21 protein-coding genes are annotated in these 19,838 nt (G+C 66.9%); 1 reads left to right on the top strand and 20 read right to left on the bottom strand.

Annotated features, from left to right (window positions below; genetic code table 11):
• Positions 1-128: 128 nt before the first annotated feature.
• From cobU to PPZ50_RS08510, 15 genes are read right to left on the bottom strand one after another with little or no spacing between them, the layout of a single operon-like run.
• Positions 129-656, bottom strand: coding sequence for a bifunctional adenosylcobinamide kinase/adenosylcobinamide-phosphate guanylyltransferase (cobU, locus tag PPZ50_RS08580; RefSeq protein WP_073977033.1), 528 nt, complete (start codon positions 654-656; stop codon positions 129-131).
• A complete protein-coding gene (locus PPZ50_RS08575) occupies positions 653-2,140 on the bottom strand; it encodes a cobyric acid synthase (protein WP_066653776.1) in 1,488 nt (495 codons plus the stop codon). Before PPZ50_RS08575 ends, cobU begins: the two co-directional genes overlap by 4 nt.
• A complete protein-coding gene (cbiB, locus tag PPZ50_RS08570) occupies positions 2,128-3,078 on the bottom strand; it encodes an adenosylcobinamide-phosphate synthase CbiB (protein WP_066653886.1) in 951 nt (316 codons plus the stop codon). The genes PPZ50_RS08575 and cbiB overlap by 13 nt, the downstream gene beginning before the upstream one ends.
• Positions 3,071-4,054, bottom strand: a complete 984-nt coding sequence (cobD, locus tag PPZ50_RS08565; RefSeq protein WP_073977036.1) for a threonine-phosphate decarboxylase CobD — start codon at positions 4,052-4,054, stop codon at positions 3,071-3,073. The genes cbiB and cobD overlap by 8 nt, the downstream gene beginning before the upstream one ends.
• Entirely contained in the window at positions 4,051-4,791 is a 741-nt protein-coding gene (locus PPZ50_RS08560; RefSeq protein WP_066653778.1) for an adenosylcobinamide-GDP ribazoletransferase, read from the bottom strand. Before PPZ50_RS08560 ends, cobD begins: the two co-directional genes overlap by 4 nt.
• Positions 4,788-5,357: a histidine phosphatase family protein gene (locus PPZ50_RS08555; RefSeq protein ID WP_066653780.1), complete on the bottom strand. Its 570-nt coding sequence runs from the start codon at positions 5,355-5,357 to the stop codon at positions 4,788-4,790. The genes PPZ50_RS08560 and PPZ50_RS08555 overlap by 4 nt, the downstream gene beginning before the upstream one ends.
• Complete coding sequence (gene cobT, locus PPZ50_RS08550) at positions 5,354-6,370, bottom strand: nicotinate-nucleotide--dimethylbenzimidazole phosphoribosyltransferase (protein ID WP_066653783.1); 1,017 nt, start codon at positions 6,368-6,370, stop codon at positions 5,354-5,356. The genes PPZ50_RS08555 and cobT overlap by 4 nt, the downstream gene beginning before the upstream one ends.
• A complete protein-coding gene (locus PPZ50_RS08545; protein WP_066653785.1) occupies positions 6,367-6,774 on the bottom strand; it encodes a DUF1636 domain-containing protein in 408 nt (135 codons plus the stop codon). The genes cobT and PPZ50_RS08545 overlap by 4 nt, the downstream gene beginning before the upstream one ends.
• Before the next feature lie 25 nt (positions 6,775-6,799).
• A complete protein-coding gene (bluB, locus tag PPZ50_RS08540) occupies positions 6,800-7,393 on the bottom strand; it encodes a 5,6-dimethylbenzimidazole synthase (protein WP_230960766.1) in 594 nt (197 codons plus the stop codon).
• 50 nt (positions 7,394-7,443) lie between these two features.
• A complete protein-coding gene (gene cobO / locus PPZ50_RS08535) occupies positions 7,444-8,070 on the bottom strand; it encodes a cob(I)yrinic acid a,c-diamide adenosyltransferase (RefSeq protein ID WP_066653789.1) in 627 nt (208 codons plus the stop codon).
• Entirely contained in the window at positions 8,060-8,839 is a 780-nt protein-coding gene (gene cobF, locus PPZ50_RS08530) for a precorrin-6A synthase (deacetylating) (protein ID WP_066653792.1), read from the bottom strand. The genes cobO and cobF overlap by 11 nt, the downstream gene beginning before the upstream one ends.
• Positions 8,836-10,170 (bottom strand): cobyrinate a,c-diamide synthase, encoded by a 1,335-nt coding sequence (locus tag PPZ50_RS08525; RefSeq protein ID WP_272815257.1) that lies wholly within the window; start codon positions 10,168-10,170, stop codon positions 8,836-8,838. Before PPZ50_RS08525 ends, cobF begins: the two co-directional genes overlap by 4 nt.
• Positions 10,167-10,952 carry a precorrin-4 C(11)-methyltransferase gene (gene cobM / locus PPZ50_RS08520; RefSeq protein WP_073977031.1) on the bottom strand — a complete coding sequence of 262 codons (786 nt, stop codon included), beginning with the start codon at positions 10,950-10,952 and terminating at the stop codon, positions 10,167-10,169. Before cobM ends, PPZ50_RS08525 begins: the two co-directional genes overlap by 4 nt.
• On the bottom strand, positions 10,949-11,329 hold the full coding sequence (locus PPZ50_RS08515) for a cobalamin biosynthesis protein (RefSeq protein WP_066653889.1): 381 nt from the start codon (positions 11,327-11,329) through the stop codon (positions 10,949-10,951). The genes cobM and PPZ50_RS08515 overlap by 4 nt, the downstream gene beginning before the upstream one ends.
• Positions 11,326-12,534: a bifunctional cobalt-precorrin-7 (C(5))-methyltransferase/cobalt-precorrin-6B (C(15))-methyltransferase gene (locus PPZ50_RS08510; protein WP_066673515.1), complete on the bottom strand. Its 1,209-nt coding sequence runs from the start codon at positions 12,532-12,534 to the stop codon at positions 11,326-11,328. Before PPZ50_RS08510 ends, PPZ50_RS08515 begins: the two co-directional genes overlap by 4 nt.
• On the opposite strand from PPZ50_RS08510, the gene PPZ50_RS08505 reads away from it, so the two are divergent.
• Complete coding sequence (locus PPZ50_RS08505) at positions 12,533-13,294, top strand: cobalt-precorrin-6A reductase (RefSeq protein WP_066653801.1); 762 nt, start codon at positions 12,533-12,535, stop codon at positions 13,292-13,294. The genes PPZ50_RS08510 and PPZ50_RS08505 overlap by 2 nt on opposite strands.
• On the opposite strand, the gene cobJ is transcribed toward PPZ50_RS08505, so the two are convergent.
• From cobJ to cobN, 5 genes are read right to left on the bottom strand one after another with little or no spacing between them, the layout of a single operon-like run.
• A complete protein-coding gene (gene cobJ, locus PPZ50_RS08500; RefSeq protein WP_124810533.1) occupies positions 13,258-14,031 on the bottom strand; it encodes a precorrin-3B C(17)-methyltransferase in 774 nt (257 codons plus the stop codon). The genes PPZ50_RS08505 and cobJ overlap by 37 nt on opposite strands.
• A gap of 11 nt (positions 14,032-14,042) precedes the next feature.
• Positions 14,043-14,780 carry a precorrin-2 C(20)-methyltransferase gene (gene cobI / locus PPZ50_RS08495; RefSeq protein ID WP_053556447.1) on the bottom strand — a complete coding sequence of 246 codons (738 nt, stop codon included), beginning with the start codon at positions 14,778-14,780 and terminating at the stop codon, positions 14,043-14,045.
• The gene (locus PPZ50_RS08490) at positions 14,777-15,406 is read right to left on the bottom strand and encodes a precorrin-8X methylmutase (RefSeq protein ID WP_066653804.1); all 630 of its coding nucleotides are present in this window, start codon (positions 15,404-15,406) and stop codon (positions 14,777-14,779) included. Before PPZ50_RS08490 ends, cobI begins: the two co-directional genes overlap by 4 nt.
• Positions 15,406-16,551 carry a cobalamin biosynthesis protein CobG gene (locus PPZ50_RS08485; RefSeq protein WP_073977030.1) on the bottom strand — a complete coding sequence of 382 codons (1,146 nt, stop codon included), beginning with the start codon at positions 16,549-16,551 and terminating at the stop codon, positions 15,406-15,408. The genes PPZ50_RS08490 and PPZ50_RS08485 overlap by 1 nt, the downstream gene beginning before the upstream one ends.
• Positions 16,548-19,832: a cobaltochelatase subunit CobN gene (gene cobN, locus PPZ50_RS08480; RefSeq protein WP_073977029.1), complete on the bottom strand. Its 3,285-nt coding sequence runs from the start codon at positions 19,830-19,832 to the stop codon at positions 16,548-16,550. The genes PPZ50_RS08485 and cobN overlap by 4 nt, the downstream gene beginning before the upstream one ends.
• Between the last annotated feature and the right edge of the window lie 6 nt (positions 19,833-19,838).

The following is a 19,838-nucleotide window of genomic DNA, read 5'->3' as shown; positions in this document are numbered from 1 at the left end:
CTACATCATCTAGTGGAAGCTATGCACCACAATCATTGCTGGCGACGTCACCGACACGCTGGATCTGGCTTTGCCCCATACCACCTGCCCCCACGAGTTGCACAGTGGCAAGTGGTATGGCTAGCCGCTCATCCTTTAGGTTTCAGCGTCAATGGAAGGCCGGCGAACATTATGACTGCCTCTTCAACCACTGCCGCTATTTCCTGATTGATGCGGCCCGCAACATCGCGAAACCTTCTGGCAAGGGCGTTGTCGGGTACAATGCCCAGACCCACTTCGTTGGCGACCAGAATGACCGGCCCCCGTGCGGCTGAAAGCGAGCGCGCCAGTCCTTCCGTAGCGGTAGCAGTATCGCGTTCCGCTAGCATCAGGTTCGAAGCCCACAACGTCAGGCAATCGACCAGCACCACCGTTTCCGGCGTGCTATATGCCGTGATTGCCACCGCCAGGTCCAGCGGTGCCTCGACAGTTGACCAGCGCGGACCGCGATCGGCGCGGTGCAGCGCGATTCGTTCGCGCATCTCATCATCGAAGGCCTGGGCTGTCGCCAGATAGACCAGTTTACCTGTCAGGGTCTCTGCCCGGCATTGGGCAAAGCGGCTTTTGCCCGAACGAGCTCCGCCCAGCACCAGCAAATGGGGCAAGGCACTGCTCATGCACTGTCTCTCGCTGGGACGGAGGCGGGGCGTTCCGCCATCGCCAGCGCCACCAGCGCGTCGATATCGAGATCCTCCTCCAGCGCGACTGCGATCTCGTCAAGCGCCGCCTCGACGGTGAAGCCATAGTCCACGCCCCCGGCTTCTACATCCATGCGCGACAGTAGTGCCCGGCGCAGCTCCGCATCGGCCAGCAGGCCGTGGACATAGGAACCAAACACCGTTCCGCCTGCATTAATCGCGCCATCGCAGCGTCCATCGGAAAGCAGGGCGAAGGGCCGCTGCGTGTCCGGCCCGCTGGTTTGCCCCATGTGCATTTCATACCCCTGAAAAGGCGCGTCCATCGCCAGCCCGCTGACCGGGCGCAACGCCTTGTGGGCGTGCAAGGTTGATTCGACATCAAGCAGGCCAAGGCCGCTGGCAGCGCTGGCCGGACCTTCAATCCCATCGGGATCTGCGATACTTTTGCCGAGCATTTGGTAACCACCGCAAATCCCAAGGATCAGCCCGCCACGCCGGTGATGCGCCAGAATATCGATGTCCCAGCCTTCGTCGCGCAAAGCGGCCATATCGGCAATGGTCGCCTTTGATCCGGGCAGGATGATGAGCGCGGCTTCTGCCGGAATCGGCTGACCGGGCGGAACCATGTGCAGTTCTACCTCGTGTTCGAGCTTCAGCGGATCAAGATCATCGAAATTGGAAATGCGCGGCAGGATCGGACAGGCGATCATGGTGCGCCCCCCTGCGCGCATCTTGCCGCGTTCCAGTACCACGGCATCCTCGCTTGGCAGACGCGCGGTGGCCCCCAGCCACGGGACAACACCTAAACCCCGCCAGCCTGACAAGCTTTCGATCTGGGCATAGCCATCGGCGAACAAGGCGGGATCGCCCCGGAACTTATTGATGATGAAGCCCTGGATCATCGCCGCGTCGGCCGGGTCGATAATCGTTTTCGTGCCAACGATGGCGGCAATTACTCCGCCGCGATCAATATCGCCCACCAGCACGACTGGCACGCCTGCCGCGCGCGCAAATCCCATGTTGGCAATGTCGCCTGCGCGCAGGTTGATTTCCGCAGGAGATCCTGCGCCTTCGACCACGACGATGTCGCAGGCCTGACGGAGCCGCTCATAGCTGGCCAGAACTTCGCCCAGCAAAGCGCCCCGTGCCTGCCGGAAATTGCCCGCGCCCAATGTGCCTCGCACCCGGCCATGCACTATCAGTTGCGATGTGCGATCCGCCTGCGGTTTCAGCAGCACCGGATTCATGTCGGTATGCGGCTCCACCTTGCAGGCGATCGCTTGCAAGGCCTGCGCCCGGCCGATCTCGCCGCCATCGCTGGTGACGGCAGCATTGTTCGACATGTTCTGCGGCTTGAACGGCAAGACCCGCAAACCCCGCTGCACCAAGGCGCGACACAGCCCCGCCACCAGCACGGATTTGCCCACATCAGAGCCGGTGCCCTGAAGCATTATAGCGCCCATGCTGCACCTCCTGCAATTCCGGCCGCTATCAACCACAGGCACAGACATGCACGGGCGTAGATGCCCAATCCGCGCTGAATATCCTCTGCCCGGGCCGGGCGGTCTCCCTCCCCAATCCAGAGCTTGTCCGAAAGAATCCCGTCATAAGCGATTGGCCCCGCCAGACGCAGCCCCAGCGCCCCGGCCATCGCGGCCTCGGGCCAGCCCGCATTGGGCGAGGCGTGCCTGGACGCATCGCGCCATACTATCCGCCAGCCACCCCCGCCGCACAGGCAGATCAGCAATCCCGCGAGACGCGCTGGCGCGAGATTCATCGCATCGTCGGTGCGGGCCGCAGCCCAGCCATAGGCGCGCCATCGCTCCTCGCGGTGCCCAATCATGCTGTCGGCGGTGTTGATCGCCTTATAGGCCCAGATACCGGGCAGCCCCAGCACCAGCAGCCAGAACAACGGCGCGACCACCCCGTCGCAGAAACTTTCCGCCAGACTCTCGATCGCCGCTCGGGCAACACCCGCTTCATCAAGCGCCGCCGTATCACGGCCAACGATCATGCCGACTGCGGCGCGCGCGCTGGGCATATCCTGCCGCTCCAGCGCATCGGCAACGGGGCGCACGTGGTCGTACAGGCTGCGCTGCGCCAGACCCGGCCAGGCCAGCACAGCGATCAGGGGCCAGGCCCAAGGCCCGGCGATTGCCACGAGCAGACTTTGCAGCACCCAGCCCGCACCGCCCGCCACACCCAGCAGGAGCAGGACGGTGACCGCCCCGGCCATGCGCCGCTGTCCATCGGACCGCGAGGGGACATTCCAGCGCCGTTCCAGCGCGGCGATAATCCGCGCAAAGATGCCCACAGGATGGCCGATCCGGCGATACAGCGGCTGAGGCCAGCCCACTGCCGCGTCGAGCACCAAGGCCAGGAAAGCAGTCAGATCAATCATCAGCCAGCGCCGCATCAAGGCGATCCAGCGCCTCTCGGTCGGCGGGCAGGCCCAGGCGCAGCCAGCGCGGATCGTAATCGAACGGCCGCGTCAGGATGGCATGGCGCGCAAGGCGTTCGAACAGCGCGGCGGCATTGTCCGTTTCGATCAGCCGGAACAGCGGGCAGGCACCTATCGCGCTGAAACCTCGCCGCGCCAGCACCGCGTCCAGCGCATCCGCCTGTTCAAGCAAGGCCATCCGCATGGCGGCTGTCCAGTCCACATCCTGATATGCCGCCGTGCCGATGGCCAGCGCCGCTGCCGATAGCGGCCAACTGCCCAACCGCTGCCGATATTGCGCGATCAGCGCGCGCGGTCCCAGCACAAAGCCGAGCCGCACCCCGGCCAGCCCGAAGAATTTGCCGAACGAGCGGAAGATGATCAGCCGCTGTTCGTCCTGCACATGGGCGGCAAGGCTGCTGTGCGGGGCGGCATCGGCAAAGGCTTCGTCCACGACCAGCCACGCTGCGCTGTCGCGCCGCGCCTCCAGCCAGCCCAGCAGCGTCGCGGGCGGGGTGATCTGCCCATCGGGGTTGTTGGGATTGGCGATGATGAGGGTCGCTTCCTCTGTCCCCGCCAATTCGGTCAGGGCTACGGGACGGCTGCGGGGAATCATCTCGCCATGGGTGCGATAGCTGGGCTGGGCATGGATAGCGGGGCCGGGCAGGATATCGCCAAGCATGCGCAAGCCGATCTCCGTGCCCGGAACAGCGCAGACATGGGCAGGGTCCGCGCCGAAACAGGCGGCGGCGGCGGCCTCCAGATCGTTCAGCGCGCCGGTGTCGGGCAGCGCCTGCCAGTCCACTGCCAGATTGTCCGCGCCGGGCCAGCCATGCGGATTGATGCCGGTGGACAGGTCGATCCACGGCGCCTTGCCCATGCCGAACTGCGCCATGGCATCGGCCAACCTGCCGCCGTGAAAACTAAAACTGTTCATGTCGTGTGTATCCATAGGCCCGTGATTGCCACGCTCAGCAGCAAGCCGGTTTCGATCAACTCGATGCCTGCACCATGGCCATCGCCGGAAATCCCGCCCAACGCGCGGCGCACGTGCCTCCCCCACCACAGAACGAGCAATGGTGTGACAAGCAGCGCCGGAGTGAACCACGCCGCCGCTGCCAGCGCGGCCGCCCAGCCCGCAAGATCGATCGCGCCGATGGCGGAACGGAATCGAGCCGCCAGCCCCTGATGCAGCGGCATCAGCCACCATGTCCACACCAGCGGGCCGATGCGCGCGGCAAACGGCACCAGTACCAGCGCGCCAAACGCCCGTGCATCCACCAGCATATCCAGCAGCACCAACTTGCTCAGCAGTTGGAGCACAATCGCGACAACGCCGAAGCTGCCGACATGGGGATCGGCCAGAACGGCCAGCAGCCGCTCGCGATCTTTATGCGCCGCGCCGCTGGCATCGGCGAGGTCGGCCAGGCCATCAAGGTGCAGCGCGCCGGTCACGCCCACCCAGACGATCAGTGCGGCTAATGTGCCCAGCCGGTGATCGACCAGCGCGCCTGCCCATGCGGCTCCCGCAACCGCTGCACCAATAACCAGGCCTACAGCGGGAAACCAGCGCATCGACCGGGCAAACGCGGCATCATCCACGACTATTGTCCGCAGTGGAGTTGGCATAGGCAGCCGCGTCAGGAATTGCAGGGCGATGATGAAGCCCCTCACGGATAAAGCCCCGCGATCTGTGCCGTGGGGGTTGCTCCGGGCCAGACGCGCAACGTCAGCAGGCAATTGTAGGGCAGGTCAACGGCCCACGTCTGGTGCATGTCAAACCCGCACAACACCGCCAGCGCCGCCCGCATCGCGCCAGCGTGCGTGACGATCAGCGTTGGCCGCGCGGCCAGATCGTCAATGGCAGCGGACACACGCTCCACCAGCGCCGACCAGCGTTCTCCACCGGGCGGCGCATGGCCATCGGGATCGTCCCAAAACCGCGCCAGCGCCGCGCCTTCGACATCGCCCGGCGCCATCCCGTCCCATGCGCCAAAGTCCAGCTCGCGCCAGCGCGGATCGATTGACAGCGGCACATCGGTCGCCAGCCCAATGGCCTCGCCCGCCAAACGCGCCCGTGACAGGTCGGACGCGATCAGCACTTCCGCCGCCAGATCCCGCGCCTGATCGGCGCAGGCCGCGATACCGGCGGCCGTAGGCGGCGCATCGGTGCGGCCGATCAGCCGCCCCGCGCCTTCCGGTTCGCCATGGCGCAAGAGGTAAAGTGGAAAGCTGCTCACAAGCCGTCTGCCACCCCGGCCTCGGCAAATGTCGCCATACCATTGTGCGTGGCCAGCGCTGCCCGGATTACCGACACCGCCAGTGCGGCGCCGCTGCCTTCGCCCAATCGCATCCCCAGCGAAAGCAGGGGATCAAGGCCCAAATGCCCCAGCAGTCGGATATGCCCCGGTTCAGCCGAACAATGGCCCGCCAGGCAATGATCGGTGATCGCCGGAACGGCGGCGGCCAGCGGCGCCAGCGCGGCGCAGCTGATGAACCCGTCCAGCACCACCGGAATACGCAGACGGCGCGCCTCCAGCACGGCCCCGGCAATCGCGGCGATTTCGCGCCCGCCCAACCGGCGCAGGATTTCAAACGGGGTGTCCGGCGCATTGGCATGACAGGCCAGTGCCTGTTCCACCACCGCCACTTTGCGCGCGATTCCGCCCGCATCAACCCCGGTGCCCGGCCCGACCCATTGCGCGGGCGTGCCGCCATAACTGCGCGCGCAGAGCGCGGCGGCGGCGGTCGAATTGCCAATGCCCATTTCGCCGACGACCAGCAGGTGCAGCCCCGGCTCCACCACCGCCGCTCCGGCAGAAAGTGCAGCAAGGCACTCTGTCTCGTCCATTGCCGCAGCGACAGTGAAGTCCGCCGTGGGCCGGTCGAGATCGAGTGCAACCACCCGCAGATCCAGTCCGGCCGCCCCGGCCAGTGCGTTGATCGCCGCGCCGCCAGCAGTGAAATTGCCGACCATCGCGGCGGTCACGCTGGCGGGAAAGGAGCTGACCCCGTGGACGACGAAGCCATGATTCCCGGCAAAGATCGCCGCGCGACCCTGTTCGATCACCGGCTGCGCCGTGCCCTGCCATCCGGCCAGAAACACGGCGATGTCTTCCAGACGCCCTAGCGATCCGGCTGGCTTGGTCAGACTGGTCTGCCGCGCGCGCGCAGCGGCGATGGCGTCCGCATCAGCGATTGGCATATCTGCAAGGGCTGCTTCAAACGCGGCCAGCGTGGCAAACCGGCTCATTCCGCGACGAAGCCCGGCGGCGGGGTGCGCGTGATGAAATGGCCCTTCACGCCTTGCGGCCATTGCTTGAACGGCACCCGGCCATGCTCGCTGGCGGCATAGTGGACCGCATAGTCCAGAATGGCGGTAGCGGCGTCCTCGTCCGGGGCGAAGCGGCCCAGCACATAGCCGACCTTGCCCGGCGCGCGCAGGTGGATGGTGCAGAAATCGGTGCAGGCAAACAGGCAGGCCATTTCCTGCACGGCAACCCCGGCATAGCGCGCGTCGCTCTGCTGAACCGAGCGCAGCGCGGCAACAAGTTGCGCGCCGCCGCGCGTTCCGGCGGCGTCCTCACGCGCATCGGCACTGTGGCGGCAGGTGTTGCAGGCCACGATAGCGGGGCCGTCCTCCACGGGTATCAGCATGGTTTTCTGGTCCTTTGATTGATAATCATCGTTCGAACACCCGGTCGGCCCACGGTTCACGCGGCTGCCAGCCGCGCTGTTCCAGTTCGGGGGTGTCGGAAATATCGGCTGGGTAGCCGATGCACAGCAGCGCGATCAGCGACCAGGTGGCGGGAACGTCCAGCAGGGCATGGACCGCCGGGGGATCGACAATCGACACCCAGCCAAGGCCAAGTCCGCGCAACCGTGCCGCCAGCCACAGATTGTGGATCGCCAGCACGCAGGAATAGCGCAACATTTCGGGCATGGTGGCAATGCCAAGGCCGTGCCCCGCCTCGGGCTGTTCGTCACAGAACACCGCGATCAGTTCGGGCGCCTCACGCAGGCCGTGCAGCTTGAGCGACAAGTAGTGATCGTGCCGCTCCTGCCCGGCATAACGCTCTGCCGCATGGGCGCTTTGCCCGTCGACATGGGCGGCCAGCGCCTTGCAGATGTCCGGCGTCCGTATGCGCACGAACCGCCACGGCTGGGCATTGCCGACCGATGGCGCCAGCGCGGCGCAGGCCAGCAGCGCGCGCATGTCCGCTTCCGCCACAGCGCGGCGATCGAATTGCCGCACATCGCGCCGCCAGCGCAGCAATTGCGTGAATTGCTCCGCAAATTCCGCGTCGAACACAGGCGGGGCGTCGCTCAGAATTCGATCCCCGCCTGCGCCTTCACGCCCGAACGGAAGGGGTGCTTCACCATGGTCATCTCGGTGACAAGGTCCGCCACCTCGATCAGCGCGTCGGGCGCGTTGCGACCCGTAACGATCACATGCTTCATGGCATCGCGCGCGGTCAGCACCGCCACCACTTCATCGACCGGCAGATAGTCATACCGCAGCACGATGTTCAGTTCGTCGGCCAGCACCATGTGATAGCTGGGGTCGGCGATCATGCGCTTGACCTCGTCCCAGCCGGCGCGGGCGGCCGCGATATCGCGCGTGCGGTCCTGTGTGTCCCAGGTAAATCCCTCGCCCATCGGCTTGAATTCGACATTGTCCGGAAAGGCATCGAACACGGCCTTTTCACCCGTTTTCATCGCCCCTTTGACGAACTGGACCACCCCCACTTTCATGCCGTGGCCAATGGCGCGAACCACCATGCCCAGCGCCGCGCTGGTTTTGCCCTTGCCCTTGCCGGTGTGGACGATCAGCAGGCCCTGTTCGCGGGTCTTGCTGGCCATGATCTTGGCCTGCGCGGTCTGCTTCTTGCGCATCTTTTCGGCGTGGCGGGCATCGCCGCCTGCAACTTCTACTTGGTTTTCAGGTTCCATCGGCCAATTCCCTTCGCATGAGATAGACATCCATGATCCAGCCATGGCGCGCGCGCAGTTCCGCCCGGCGCAACGCGATCCGGGGACCGGCTTGCGCCAGGGGGCCCTGTTCCAGCGCCTCGTGCGCCATGCCCAGATAAGCGCCCCACCAGATGGTGATGCCTTGCGGTTGCAGCCCCTCGAACGCGCCGCCGCTATCGAGCATGACGACAATCGTGTCGGCTCCGGCAGGCCAGCCATGGGCGCGCAGCAGCCGCCCGGTGGTGATCGTCACCGGGCCGGCCAGCGGGTTCAACGGCATGGCATGGGCGGCGGTCAACGCCTGAAGGCTGGTGATGCCCGGCACCACCCGCACGGTGATTTCAACGCCCGCGCTGCTCAGCCGATCGGCAATGCGCAAGGTGCTGTCATACAGCGAGGGGTCGCCCCAGACGAGCAGCGCCAGTGTGCCGCCACCGGGCAAATGCTGGGTGATCTGCGCCTGCCACGCATCCGCGATGGCATCATGCCAGGCATTGACGTCATCCAGATAAGTGGCCCCATTACCGCGCACTGGCCCACCTCTTACTGGCAGGTCAAATTCCACAATCCGCGTTGGCCCCGTCAGAACCTGCGCGCAGATCTCCCGGCGCAGGTCGATCAGGTCGGACTTGGCCTGCCCCTTGCGCGGCAACAGGATCAGGTCAGCTTGGTTCATCGCCGCCACGGCCTGCGCTGTCAGGTGATCGGGGTTGCCCGTGCCGATGCCGATCAGGTGGAGGTCGATCATTGGGCTTCTCGGCACGAAGCGGGCGCGATCATGTGGAAATAGCTGCCGGTGACATGGCCGCGATGCGATCCGCTTTCGGCCACCGCCGCGCCTTCGGCATCGGTCACAAGCGCCAGCGGCGCGTCGCTTTGTTCAACGATGGTGGAATAGTGGAACTCGTGCCCGCGCAGTCTGGTCCCGGCGGCAAGGCCCGATATCGGCACCAGCAGTTCGGCATGGCGATAGCCAAGGTGCATCTTGCGCTGGGCATGGCTGGTGACCAGCCCCAGCAGCCCGGCCATCCGGTGCCGTTCACCACTCTTGTCGATCAACCCCTGCCCCAGCACCATATAGCCGCCGCATTCGCCGTGAACGGGCCGCGTTTCGGCATGGCGGCGTAGGCCGGACAGGAATGTCGTGGCGGCGGCGATGGTCCCGGCGTGCAATTCGGGATAGCCGCCAGGCAGCCACACCAGATCGGCATGGGTGGCGGGCGCCTGATCGGCCAGTGGCGAAAACGGCAGGATCTCCGCCCCGGCGCGCCGCCAGCCTTCGATCAGATGCGGGTAGACGAACGAAAAGGCGGGATCGCGCGCCATGGCGATCCGCTGGGCCGGAGGGGCGGGCAGCTTGCCGCCGTCGGCTTGTGGTGCGGCACCAGCGGCAAGGCGAATAGCGTCAAGATCGACATGGGCGCGCAGGAACGCTGCAAACTCGGCAATCGCGCGATCAAGATCGGGATGCTCCACCGCCTGAACCAGCCCCAGATGGCGTTCGGGCAGGGTCAGGTCGCCGCGCCTTGGCAGGGCGCCCAGCACGGGGATGCCCACCGCCTCCATCCCCTTGCGGACCAGCCGTTCATGGCGCGGACTGGCCACGCGGTTCAGGATCACCCCGGCAAATGGCAGCCCCGGATCAAGGCTGCTGAACCCCAGCGCGGTGGCGGCGGCGGACTGCGCCTGCCCCGACACATCCAGCACCAGCACGATCGGCCAGCCCATCCGGCGCGCCATGTCGGCGCTGGCACCATTGCCCGACGCACCCTTGCTGGCCACGCCGTCAAACAGTCCCATCGACCCTTCGGCCAGCACCATGTCCGCACCCCCGACCTGCGCCGCAATGCCAGCGATCAGATCGTCCTCCATCGCCCAGCTATCGAGATTGAACGACGGCCTGCCACTGGCCGCGCGGTGAAACGCGGGGTCGATATAGTCCGGCCCGCTCTTGAACGGCTGCACAGCCAGCCCGTCTTCGGTCAGGGCGCGCAGCAGGCCCAGCATCACCGTGGTCTTGCCTGTGCCCGATGCGGGGGCGGCGATCATCAATCCCGGAGTCTGGTGGCGCGCGCTCATTCGACCGCACCGGCAAAGCGTGACGTGGCATCCTGCGGACGATAGCGGCGGTCATAACCGGGCGCGTAAAGGCTGCTTTCGGCAAAATCCTGTGCTGCCAGCACCCGCCCGACAAGGATCAAGGCGGTGCGCTCCATACTGCCCGCCACGGCCTGCTCGATCGTGTCGAGCGTGGCCCGGACAATCCGCTGATCGGGCCAACTGGCGCGCCAGACCACGGTGACGGGGCAATCTGCGCCATAGGCCGGCGTCAGGTCCGCCACCACTTGCGCCAGATTGTGGACCGACAGGTGAATGGCCAGCGTCGCGCCGGTCATGGCAAAATTGGTCAGGCTTTCGGCGGGCGGCATGGTGCTGGCGCGGCCCGGCGTGCGGGTCAGCACCAGCGATTGCGACAGCGCGGGCAGCGTCAGTTCTGCCTCCAGCGCAGCGGCGGCGGCGGCGAACGCCGGGACACCGGGCGTCACGGTAAAGGGAATGTCCAGCGCGCGCAGGCGGCGCAATTGCTCGCCCATCGCCGACCAGACCGAAAGATCGCCCGAATGCAGCCGCGCCACATCGTGCCCAGCGGCGTGGGCGGCGGCGATCTCGGCCATGATCTGGTCCAATTCCAGCGGCGCGGTGTTCACGATCCGCGCGCCCGGCGGGCAGTGATCCAGCACGGCCACCGGGATCAGCGACCCGGCATAAAGGCACACCGGGCACTCTGCGATCAGGTCGCGTCCACGCAAGGTCAAAAGGTCGGGCGCGCCGGGACCGGCGCCGATGAAATGGACGGTCATGTTGGGATTTCCTGAAGGTTGACGCTGGCAGCAATGGCGCACGTCGCCATGCGATCGGGGGAGATGTGGCGCGGCGACAGCAGGCGCGCACCCGCGCCAGCAGCGGCAAGCGCGGACGCTTCGGCAACGCTGCCGACGTGACGAGCGTTCAGGCTGGCGATGGAGCGCGTGGGGGTGGAAACGGCGGCCAGTGCATCGGACGCCACGCCCATCAGCGGCAGGTCCAGCACTTCGGCCAGCGGCACCAGCGCCGCAAGCTTGTCATGCGCCGCAGCCAGATGGGTGACCGGCGGCTGCCCCTGCCCCGCCAGCGCGAACGCGGCGCGCAGCGAACACAGGCTGACGCCCGACCGAAAGCCGAAGCCCGCGACAATCACAGCACCGCGCTCCATTGCACCACCGGATAGCGCGCGCGCCAGCCGTGGCGGCTGCCCAGCGGCGCGGCGTCGGCCAGTTCGATGCGCAGGAGGCTCCCGCCCGTCTGGCCATGCCACCGGGCAAGCAGCGCTTCTGATTCCAGCGTCACCGCATTGGCTACCAGCCGCGTTCCGGCGGGCAAACGCGCCCACAGCGCGTCCAGCAAAGCATCGGACAATCCACCGCCGATGAACACCGCATCGGGCGATGGTCCCGGTGGCAAGGTATCCGGCACCGTCCCGACGACCACCTTCAGCCGGTCAACGCCCAGCGCAGCGGCGTTGGCCCGCACACGGTCCGCGCGCACCGGATCCGCCTCTATCGCGCAGGCCCGGTTGGCCGGGTGGGCCAGCAGCCATTCGATCCCGATCGATCCCGATCCCGCGCCAATATCCCACAGCAGCTCACCCGCACACGGGGCCAGCGCCGATAGCGTCAGCGCGCGTACCGGACGCTTGGTCAACTGCCCGTCGGACGCAAACCAGTGATCCGGTCGGCCCGCCGTCAGCGGCAAGGACGGGCCATGCCCGGCACACTCGATCCCGGCCGCTACCGGATGGGCGATGTCGGTGAAAGACAGCCCCTCGGCGCGCGCGGTGCGAACCCGTTCGCGCGGCCCGCCCAGCGCTTCCATCACATGCAACGCTGACGCGCCAAAGCCTTGGCCGGTCAGATAGTCCGCCAGCGCGGCCACCGCCGCGCCATCGCGCAACAGTGCAATGACGCGCCGCCCTGGTGCCAGGTGGGGCTTGAGCCGATCTAACGGCGCGGCATGGAGGCCAAGACAGGCCACATCCTGAACCGGCCAGCCCAGCCGCGCAACCGCCAGCGTGAAGGTGGAAGGCGCGGGGATCGCAACCCATTCGCCCGGATCAAGCAGGCTCGCCACACTGCTTCCCGCCCCGAACCAGAACGGATCGCCCGATGCCAGCATCACCACCCGCTGCCCGCGATGTTGCATCAGCAGGGCAATGCCATCGGCAAAGGGTACTGGCCATTCGATCATGGTACAGGTAATCGCGGGCAGCAGCGACAGGTGCCGTGCCGGTCCCATGACCAGTCCGGCCTGCGCCAGCGCCGTGCCGGCGGCGGCGGAAAGGCCGTCCGGCCCGTCCTCGCCAATGCCGATGATCGTCAACCACGCTTCAGGAGCCATATCAGCCATGCCCAACGTCCTCCTGCTGGGCGGCACGACAGAGGCCAGCGCGCTTGCCCGCCTGCTTGGCGCGCGGGGCATTGCGACGACGCTCAGCTATGCCGGACGGACCGAAAACCCCCGCGCTCAACCGGTGCCGGTGCGTGTCGGCGGGTTCGGCGGTGTGGCGGGGCTGGCCGATTATCTGCGCCACCACCGCGTGACTCATCTGGTGGACGCGACCCACCCCTTTGCCGCAACGATGAGCAGCCATGCCGTGGAGGCGGCCCGTCTGGCCGGAGTGCCTCATGTAGCGCTGACCCGCCGGGCGTGGCAATCGGTCGCCGGAGACCGCTGGACCCGCGTTGCCAGCATCGACGGTGCGGTGGCAGCGCTGGCAGGCCCGACCCGCCGCATCATGCTGGCGCTGGGCCGGATGCATGTGGCAGCCTTCGCTGCCCAGCCGCAGCATCATTATCTGTTGCGCTTTGTCGATGCGCCAGACCAGCCGCCGGGCTTGCCCCATCACACCCTGATCGTCGATCGCGGGCCGTTCACCGCAACAGGCGACAGCGCATTGATGGAGGCGCACGCCATCGATCTGGTGGTGTGCAAGAACGCTGGCGGGCAAGGCGCTGAGGCCAAGCTGATCGCGGCGCGGTATCTGGGCTTGCCGGTCCTGATGATTGATCGCCCCGTCGTTCCGGACCGGGCCGAATGCTATCGCCCTGAAGATGTGCTGGTGTGGCTGGGTCATGATGCCGAACCCAAGGCCGAGCGGGGCGTATAGAGGATGGGGCTAGGCTTTCGCGCACTTGGGCGTTCGATGATCCGCGTCAGGCTTGATCCGACGATCACCATGGTCCGCATGTCGGCCATGTCTGCACGGGCCTGACCCAGCGGTACGATCCGCAATTGCTCGTCCGGCGTCGATACGGCGCGGGCGAACAGGATCGGGCGATCCGGGCCGCACACTTCGCGCAGCAGGTCCAGTACACGTTCGAAACCTTCGGGCCGGGCTTTTGACCTCGGGTTGTAGAAGGCCATAGCAAAGTCCGCCTCTGCCGCCAGCCGCAACCGTTTTTCGATCAAATTCCACGGCTTGAGATTGTCCGACAGGTTGATCGCGCAAAAATCATGACCCAGCGGCGCCCCCGCCCGCGCGCTGGCGACCAGCATCGCGGTGATGCCGGGCAGCACCCGGATGTCGAGATCGCGCCAGTGGGCCGGGCCTGCCTCCAGCGCCTCGAACACGGCGGCGGCCATCGCGAAAACGCCCGGATCGCCCGATGATACCACCACCACGCGCCGCCCCTGCGCCGCGAGGTCCAGCGCATGGGCGGCCCGGGCCAGCTCCACCCGGTTATCGGACGGATGCAGTGTCAGCCCGGCGCGCGGGGCGATCCGGGCGACATAGGGAATATAGCCGATGACATCGCTTGCCCCGGCCAGAGCGGCGGTGACTTCGGGCGTAATCAGCGCCTCGTCGCCCGGCCCTAGACCGGCGATGGCCAGCCAGCCGCTCATGGCCCCGGCACTCATGGCCGGCGCCCCTGGCCGTGAATCAGCAGGATCGAGAAATAGGGCGTGACCGTTTCGGCCTCGATCAGCCGCGTGACCCGCTGACCTGGCATGGCGGCATGTTCGACCAGCCATGCCGCATCCTCGCGCCCGGCAGCGGCCACCGCGCGGCGCAGTTTGGGCAGGTTGCGCCCGATCTTCATCACCACCAGCGCATCTGTATCGCGGATGCGTCGCACCAGTTCATCCTCGGGCAGGGTCGCCATCGCGATGGTCAGCACATCGTCGCCCCAGGTGATCGGGATGCCGGTTGCGTTCCACGCCCCGGCCATGCCGGTGATACCCGGCACCACTGCCACCGGAACCGTGCCCGCCAGCCGGGTGTGCAAATGCATGAACGAACCGTAGAAAAACGGATCGCCCTCACACAGCACGACCACGTCTTCGCCTGCCTGCGCCAGCATGACCAATCGCTGCGTGCATTCGGCATAGAAAGCGGAAAGACAGTCGTTGTAGCGCGGGTCGGATAACGGAATCTCGGTCGTCACCGGATATTCCATCGGGATTTCGATCACGTCGGGGCGGAGCATTCCTTCAACAATCCGCCGCGCCTGACCCGGCCGCCCGGCCTTGCGGAAATAGGCCACGTGGCGGGCGCCGCGCACCAGCCGGTCGGTGCGAACGCTCAACAGATCGGGCGCACCCGGACCCAAACCCACGCCGTGGATCGTCCCGCAGGAAAGGGCCGCGCTCATTCGTTGCCGCTCGCCAAAGCGTTGATCGCAGCAACCGTGATCGCGCTGCCGCCCAGCCGCCCTTCAACGATGCAGCACGGCACCGGCGGCGCGGCCCATAACGCGGCCTTGGATTCGGCCGCGCCGACAAAGCCCACCGGACAGCCGATGATCGCCGCAGGGCGCGGGCAATCGGGATCTTCCAGCATATTCAGCAGATGGAACAGCGCGGTTGGCGCGTTGCCGATGGCCACCACCGCGCCTGCCAGATGCGGCCGCCACAGTTCCAGTGCGGCGGCAGAGCGGGTGTTACCCATTGCCCGCGCCATGTCGGGCACTTGCGGCGCATTCAGGGTGCAGATGATCTGATTATCAGCAGGCAGCCGCGCACGGGTGATCCCTTCGGACACCATCCGCGCATCGCACAGCACCGGCGCGCCAGCGGCCAGCGCCGCCCGCGCCGCACTGGCAAAGCCGGGTGAGAAGCGGATATGCGCGGCAAGGTCCACCATCCCGGCGGCGTGGATCATGCGCACCGCCACCGGTTCCTCATCAGCGGAAAAGGGCGCCAGATCGGCTTCGGCGCGGATCGTGGCGAAAGACTGGCGATAGATGGCCGCGCCATCGGTTTCATAGATATGGGGCATCAAGCGGCTCCGAAATGGGCGAGAAGCTCGGCTGGGCTGAGCGCAGAGCGAACTGGCAACGCACCGGCGGGTGCGTTCAGGGAAAGATCGAACAGGCCATCGCGGCCGGTCAGCGTGACATCGGCGGCGCGCTGGCGGGCGCAGCCCTTGGCACAGCCCGAAACATGCAGCCGCCCGGCGACATGCGGTGCAAGGCGGCGGGCAAGATCGCGGGTTTCAACCGAGGCCTGCGGGCAGCAGGGCGCGCCGGGGCAAGCATCGACATGCAGCAGCGGGTCGGCAGGATTATCGATCAGCCCACCGGCGCAAACGGCAGGCGCGCCTTCCACCAGCAGCACACGCCACGGCGTGATCCGCACCGCTGCGGCGGGCGATGCTTCCACCATCCCGGCCAGTATCCGCGCCTCTATCCGGCCAAACGGCAAGCCATAGGCCCAACTCCCATCACGGAGGCCCAGATCATGAAGGCCCGGCACGATGCAAGCAGCCGACGGCGCGGGCAGAATGTCGCCACAGGCCCATTCGGGCAGGACCAGCCGGTGTCGCGCCATGCGCCCCGCTTTCGCGCCGCCGCTGGCCGCAAACCAGTGGGCGAGCGCGATCAGCGCGTCCACTTCCCTGCCAGCAGCAACCGCCATACCGGTGGCGCGGCCATCGGCGCGCAGGATCAGACCGCCATCGCCGCCGCGCTCAATGCGGAAATCGCCCGCCTCGCCACCCAGAATGCAGGTCTGACCGGCATCGATGGCAAAGCACACTTTACCGGGCAGATCGGGCAACTCATCCAGCCGGGTCAGCAATGCGCCCGCAATGCGGTGGCTGTCATCACCGGCGCGCCAATCCGGCGCGACCAGAATGTTGCGCCGCTGTTCGATGACAGGGTCAGGGTCCACCAGATCCAGCACAAGCAACCGGTCGAGCAGCGCCTGCCAGCCAGTTTCAGGCACCCCGCGAAGCTGGAGATTGGCGCGGGCGGTCATGTCGATCAGGCCATTGCCGTGCACCACGGCGGCATCGCACAGGCCCAGCACTTGCGCCCGCGTCAGGCGGCCAAGCCGAGGCTTTACCCGCACCAGCAGCCCGTCGCCCGCCATCATCGGGTGCCAGGCATCGGGGCACCAGCCCTTCACCGCAAAACTGCTCATGCCCTGTCCTCAAGCCTTGGCAGGCTGGCGAGGATGGAATTGCGCCGGGTCTGCCACAGCCCGGCGGCATGGAGCGCGGCAAAGCGGGCTTCCATCGCCGCCAGCGCAGCCGGATTCTCGCGTTCAAGAAATGCGCGAACATCGGTCTGGCCCAGTGTCGCGTCGTGATAAAGGTCGAACAGATGCGGCGGTACGCTGCCTGAAAGGTGCGCAAAGGCACCCATATGGTCCAGCGTCGCGGCCAGTTCTGCCCCCCCGCGAAAGCCGTGCCGCATCATGCCCGCCACCCAGCCTGGGTGCGCCGCGCGGGCGCGGACCACGCGGGCGATCTCTTCGGTCAGGGTGCGCGCAACGGTGCGCCCCGGATCGCGATTGTCGAGGTGGTAGAGCGCCGCCGAACCACCGATCAGCGCCTTGGCAGCGGCAAAGCCCGCCTCGTGCGCGGCATAATCGGCGGCCAGCAGCAGATCGGTTTCGGGCAAGTCCTGAAGATGGACAAAGGCGTCCGCTCCTTCAACACGCTGGCGCAGGCCGTCAGGATCGGCAAAGGTTCCGATCGCATCGGAGGCTGCGTCAAACGCATGGTCCGATGCCGCCAGCCATGCCTCACCAGCAGCGCGCCGGGCCGCTTCAGTATAGACCTCGGCTGCATCGCCAAGACCCAGTCCATAGCTGCCGGGGGCCGGGCCATAGACGCGCGGTGCCGCAGCCTGCCCTGCAAACGGGTTCCAGTCCGCCGGTTCATCGCGCAAACACAGCGCGCGCACCGCTTGGCCAAACAGTATCGGCAGCGCAGGAAAGGCATCGCGGAACAGGCCGGAAATCCGCAACGTCACATCGATACGCGGCCGGTCCAGCAGCGCCAGCGGCAGGATTTCGATGCCTGTTACCCGTTCGGACGCGGTGTCCCACAGCGGCTTTGCGCCCAGCAGGTGCAGCGCCATGGCGAATTCCTCGCCCGCCGTGCGCATCGTGGCCGATCCCCACAGATCGAGCACCAGCCCGCGCGGATAATCGCCGTGATCCTGCAGATGCCGCCGGATCAGCTCCTCTGCCAGTGTCACCCCTTGGGCATGGGCCGCGCGTGAAGGCACGGCGCGCGGGTCTATCGCATAAAGGTTTCGCCCGGTTGGCAGCACATCGCTGCGCCCGCGAAAGGGGGAGCCGGAGGGACCGGGCGGAACGCGGCGTCCGTCGAGTGCCGCCAGCAATCCGGCCCGCTCGGCTGCGCCCTGATCTCCCCGCCCGAACACATGCAGCCCGCCACCGAACTGGCTGTCCTTTACATCGCAAACGAAGCGGTCGATCCGGGTGATCGCCTCGACCAGCGTGGCCGCGTCATCAAGGCCCAGTTCCGCCTCAAGTCCCAGCACGCGCGCTTCGTCGCGGATGTTCACTTGCAGACGGTCGCGGCGGGCCGGGTCCAGCCCGCCAGCGTTGGAGAATTCATCCAGCAGCGCCTCGATCCGGGCCAGCCCCGCACCGCTTTGCGTTTGCACCAGTGGCGGGGGAACGTGCCCGATCGTAACCGCGCTGATCCGGCGCTTGGCCTGCGCCGCTTCGCCGGGATCGTTGACGATGAACGGATAGATCACCGGCATCGCGCCGGTCAGCGCCTCGGGCCAGCAAGCATCGGACAGCGCGACTGATTTGCCCGGCAGCCATTCCAGTGTGCCATGTGCGCCGACATGCACCAGCGCGTCCACGCTTCGCTGGCGCAGCCACAGGTAGAACGCCACATAGCCATGGCGCGGGCAGCGGGACAGGTCGTGATAGTCGCCGTCGCGATGGGCGCGCTCGCCGCGTTCGGGCTGCAAGGCTACCAGCGCGTTGCCGATGGGCAGCGCGGCAAAACGGAACGCGCCATCGGCGGCGGCAGCATCGGCTTCCGGCTCGCCCCATGCGGCGAAAAGTTCAGCGCGCAGGGTATCGGGCAGTGCTGCCAACGCCTTGCGGTACTCTGCCAGCGGCCAGTGCTGATGTGTGCATTCAAGGAGCGCTGCCAGTCCGGCCTGCGCGTCAGTGGCATATCCCGCCTCGGCCAGATCGGCCAGGATCGCCTCGGCAGAAGCCAGCGCATCCAGCCCCACGGCGTGGGCGATCTGGTATGCCTTGCCGGGATAAGTCGACAGGACCAGCGCAACCCGCCGCTCGGCAACCGGCGTTTGGGCAAGTGCGATCCAGCCCGCTACCCGCGCGGTGATCGCTTCGATCCGGCCGGCATCGGCGCGATGGATGGTACGGGCAAAGCCAAGCGCGGGATCGCGCGTCCCCGCCTCCTTGAAGCTGGCGATGCCTGCAAACACCCGCCCGTCAATTTCGGGCAGCACCACATGCATGGCAATGTCTGCGGGGGAAAGCCCGCGCGACGCCGCCGCCCATCCCGCGCGCCCGGACGTGGCCAGCGCCAGCTGAAACACGGGAACGCCCGCGCCATCAAGCGGGGTGGCGCCGTCCTCGCCCCGCGCGGAAAAAGCGGTAGCGTTGATGATCGCTACCGGGCCAAGTCCGCGCACCCAGCGGTCCACCTGTTCGCGCACCTGCGGGGCTTTCAGCGAGGGGACGAAGATCGACAATGCATCGAAACCGCGCTGCTCGAACGCGGTATGCAGGGCGGCAAACGGGTCCAGATCGTGGGCGGTCAGGTAAGAACGATAGAACACGATCAGGACCAGCGGCCTTGCCGGATCGCGCACAAAGGCTTCAGGATCGACCACGCCAAAGCCGGGATGCCAGCCTCCCGCCATCGGCAGCGGATCGCATGTCCGGGCGGGGGCATCAATCAGCCCCGCCAGCTGCGACAGCGCGGCAAGCGCCGCCTGCGCCGCCCCTGCACCGCCAGCATCGCACCACTGCGCAAGTTCGCGCAATGCAGGCACCGGCACGGTCGAAACCGCATCCAGCCGCGCGTCCTCCCAGCCGTCGCCGGGCAGCACGGCCAGGGCGATGCCGCGCGACCGGGCCAGCGCCTCGACCTGTTGCAGCCCGTAGCTCCAATAGGGCGTGCCGCCGATCAGCCGGATCAGGATCGCCTTTGCACCCGAAAGTGTCCGCTCGACATACGTGTCGACCGACAGCGGATGCATCAGCGCCGCCAGATTGGCGAGCCGCAGCGAAGGGAACGCCACATCGCCCGCGCGGGCCTGATGCCATGCCGCCGCGAATGCGCCCAGGTCGCTGTCCGAAAAGGACAGGACCACCAGATCCGCAGGCTCTTGCCCCAGATCCTGCGGGACGGCGGTTTCCTCCATCCCGTGCGTTTCGCGGAAAATGACGTGCATGGCCCG

Origin of the sequence: Sphingomonas hankookensis, from assembly GCF_028551275.1 — a bacterium.
Classification (GTDB): domain Bacteria; phylum Pseudomonadota; class Alphaproteobacteria; order Sphingomonadales; family Sphingomonadaceae; genus Sphingomonas; species Sphingomonas hankookensis_A.
The sequence above is the reverse complement of the archived record's forward strand: the minus strand, read 5'-3'. Positions and strand labels throughout refer to the sequence as shown.

Bases quoted from the DNA above. Each gene is read 5' to 3' on its own strand.
- cobU (WP_073977033.1), bottom strand. From the start codon at position 656: ATGAGCAGTGCCTTGCCCCATTTGCTGGTGCTGGGCGGAGCTCGTTCG.
- PPZ50_RS08575 (WP_066653776.1), bottom strand. From the start codon at position 2,140: ATGGGCGCTATAATGCTTCAGGGCACCGGCTCTGATGTGGGCAAATCC.
- cbiB (WP_066653886.1), bottom strand. From the start codon at position 3,078: ATGATTGATCTGACTGCTTTCCTGGCCTTGGTGCTCGACGCGGCAGTG.
- cobD (WP_073977036.1), bottom strand. From the start codon at position 4,054: ATGAACAGTTTTAGTTTTCACGGCGGCAGGTTGGCCGATGCCATGGCG.
- cobT (WP_066653783.1), bottom strand. From the start codon at position 6,370: ATGAGCCGGTTTGCCACGCTGGCCGCGTTTGAAGCAGCCCTTGCAGAT.
- PPZ50_RS08545 (WP_066653785.1), bottom strand. From the start codon at position 6,774: ATGCTGATACCCGTGGAGGACGGCCCCGCTATCGTGGCCTGCAACACC.
- cobO (WP_066653789.1), bottom strand. From the start codon at position 8,070: ATGGAACCTGAAAACCAAGTAGAAGTTGCAGGCGGCGATGCCCGCCAC.
- cobF (WP_066653792.1), bottom strand. From the start codon at position 8,839: ATGATCGACCTCCACCTGATCGGCATCGGCACGGGCAACCCCGATCAC.
- PPZ50_RS08525 (WP_272815257.1), bottom strand. From the start codon at position 10,170: ATGAGCGCGCGCCACCAGACTCCGGGATTGATGATCGCCGCCCCCGCA.
- cobM (WP_073977031.1), bottom strand. From the start codon at position 10,952: ATGACCGTCCATTTCATCGGCGCCGGTCCCGGCGCGCCCGACCTTTTG.
- PPZ50_RS08505 (WP_066653801.1), top strand. From the start codon at position 12,533: ATGCCCAACGTCCTCCTGCTGGGCGGCACGACAGAGGCCAGCGCGCTT.
- PPZ50_RS08510 (WP_066673515.1), bottom strand. From the start codon at position 12,534: ATGGCTGATATGGCTCCTGAAGCGTGGTTGACGATCATCGGCATTGGC.
- cobJ (WP_124810533.1), bottom strand. From the start codon at position 14,031: ATGAGCGGCTGGCTGGCCATCGCCGGTCTAGGGCCGGGCGACGAGGCG.
- cobI (WP_053556447.1), bottom strand. From the start codon at position 14,780: ATGAGCGCGGCCCTTTCCTGCGGGACGATCCACGGCGTGGGTTTGGGT.
- PPZ50_RS08490 (WP_066653804.1), bottom strand. From the start codon at position 15,406: ATGCCCCATATCTATGAAACCGATGGCGCGGCCATCTATCGCCAGTCT.
- PPZ50_RS08485 (WP_073977030.1), bottom strand. From the start codon at position 16,551: ATGAGCAGTTTTGCGGTGAAGGGCTGGTGCCCCGATGCCTGGCACCCG.
- cobN (WP_073977029.1), bottom strand. From the start codon at position 19,832: ATGCACGTCATTTTCCGCGAAACGCACGGGATGGAGGAAACCGCCGTC.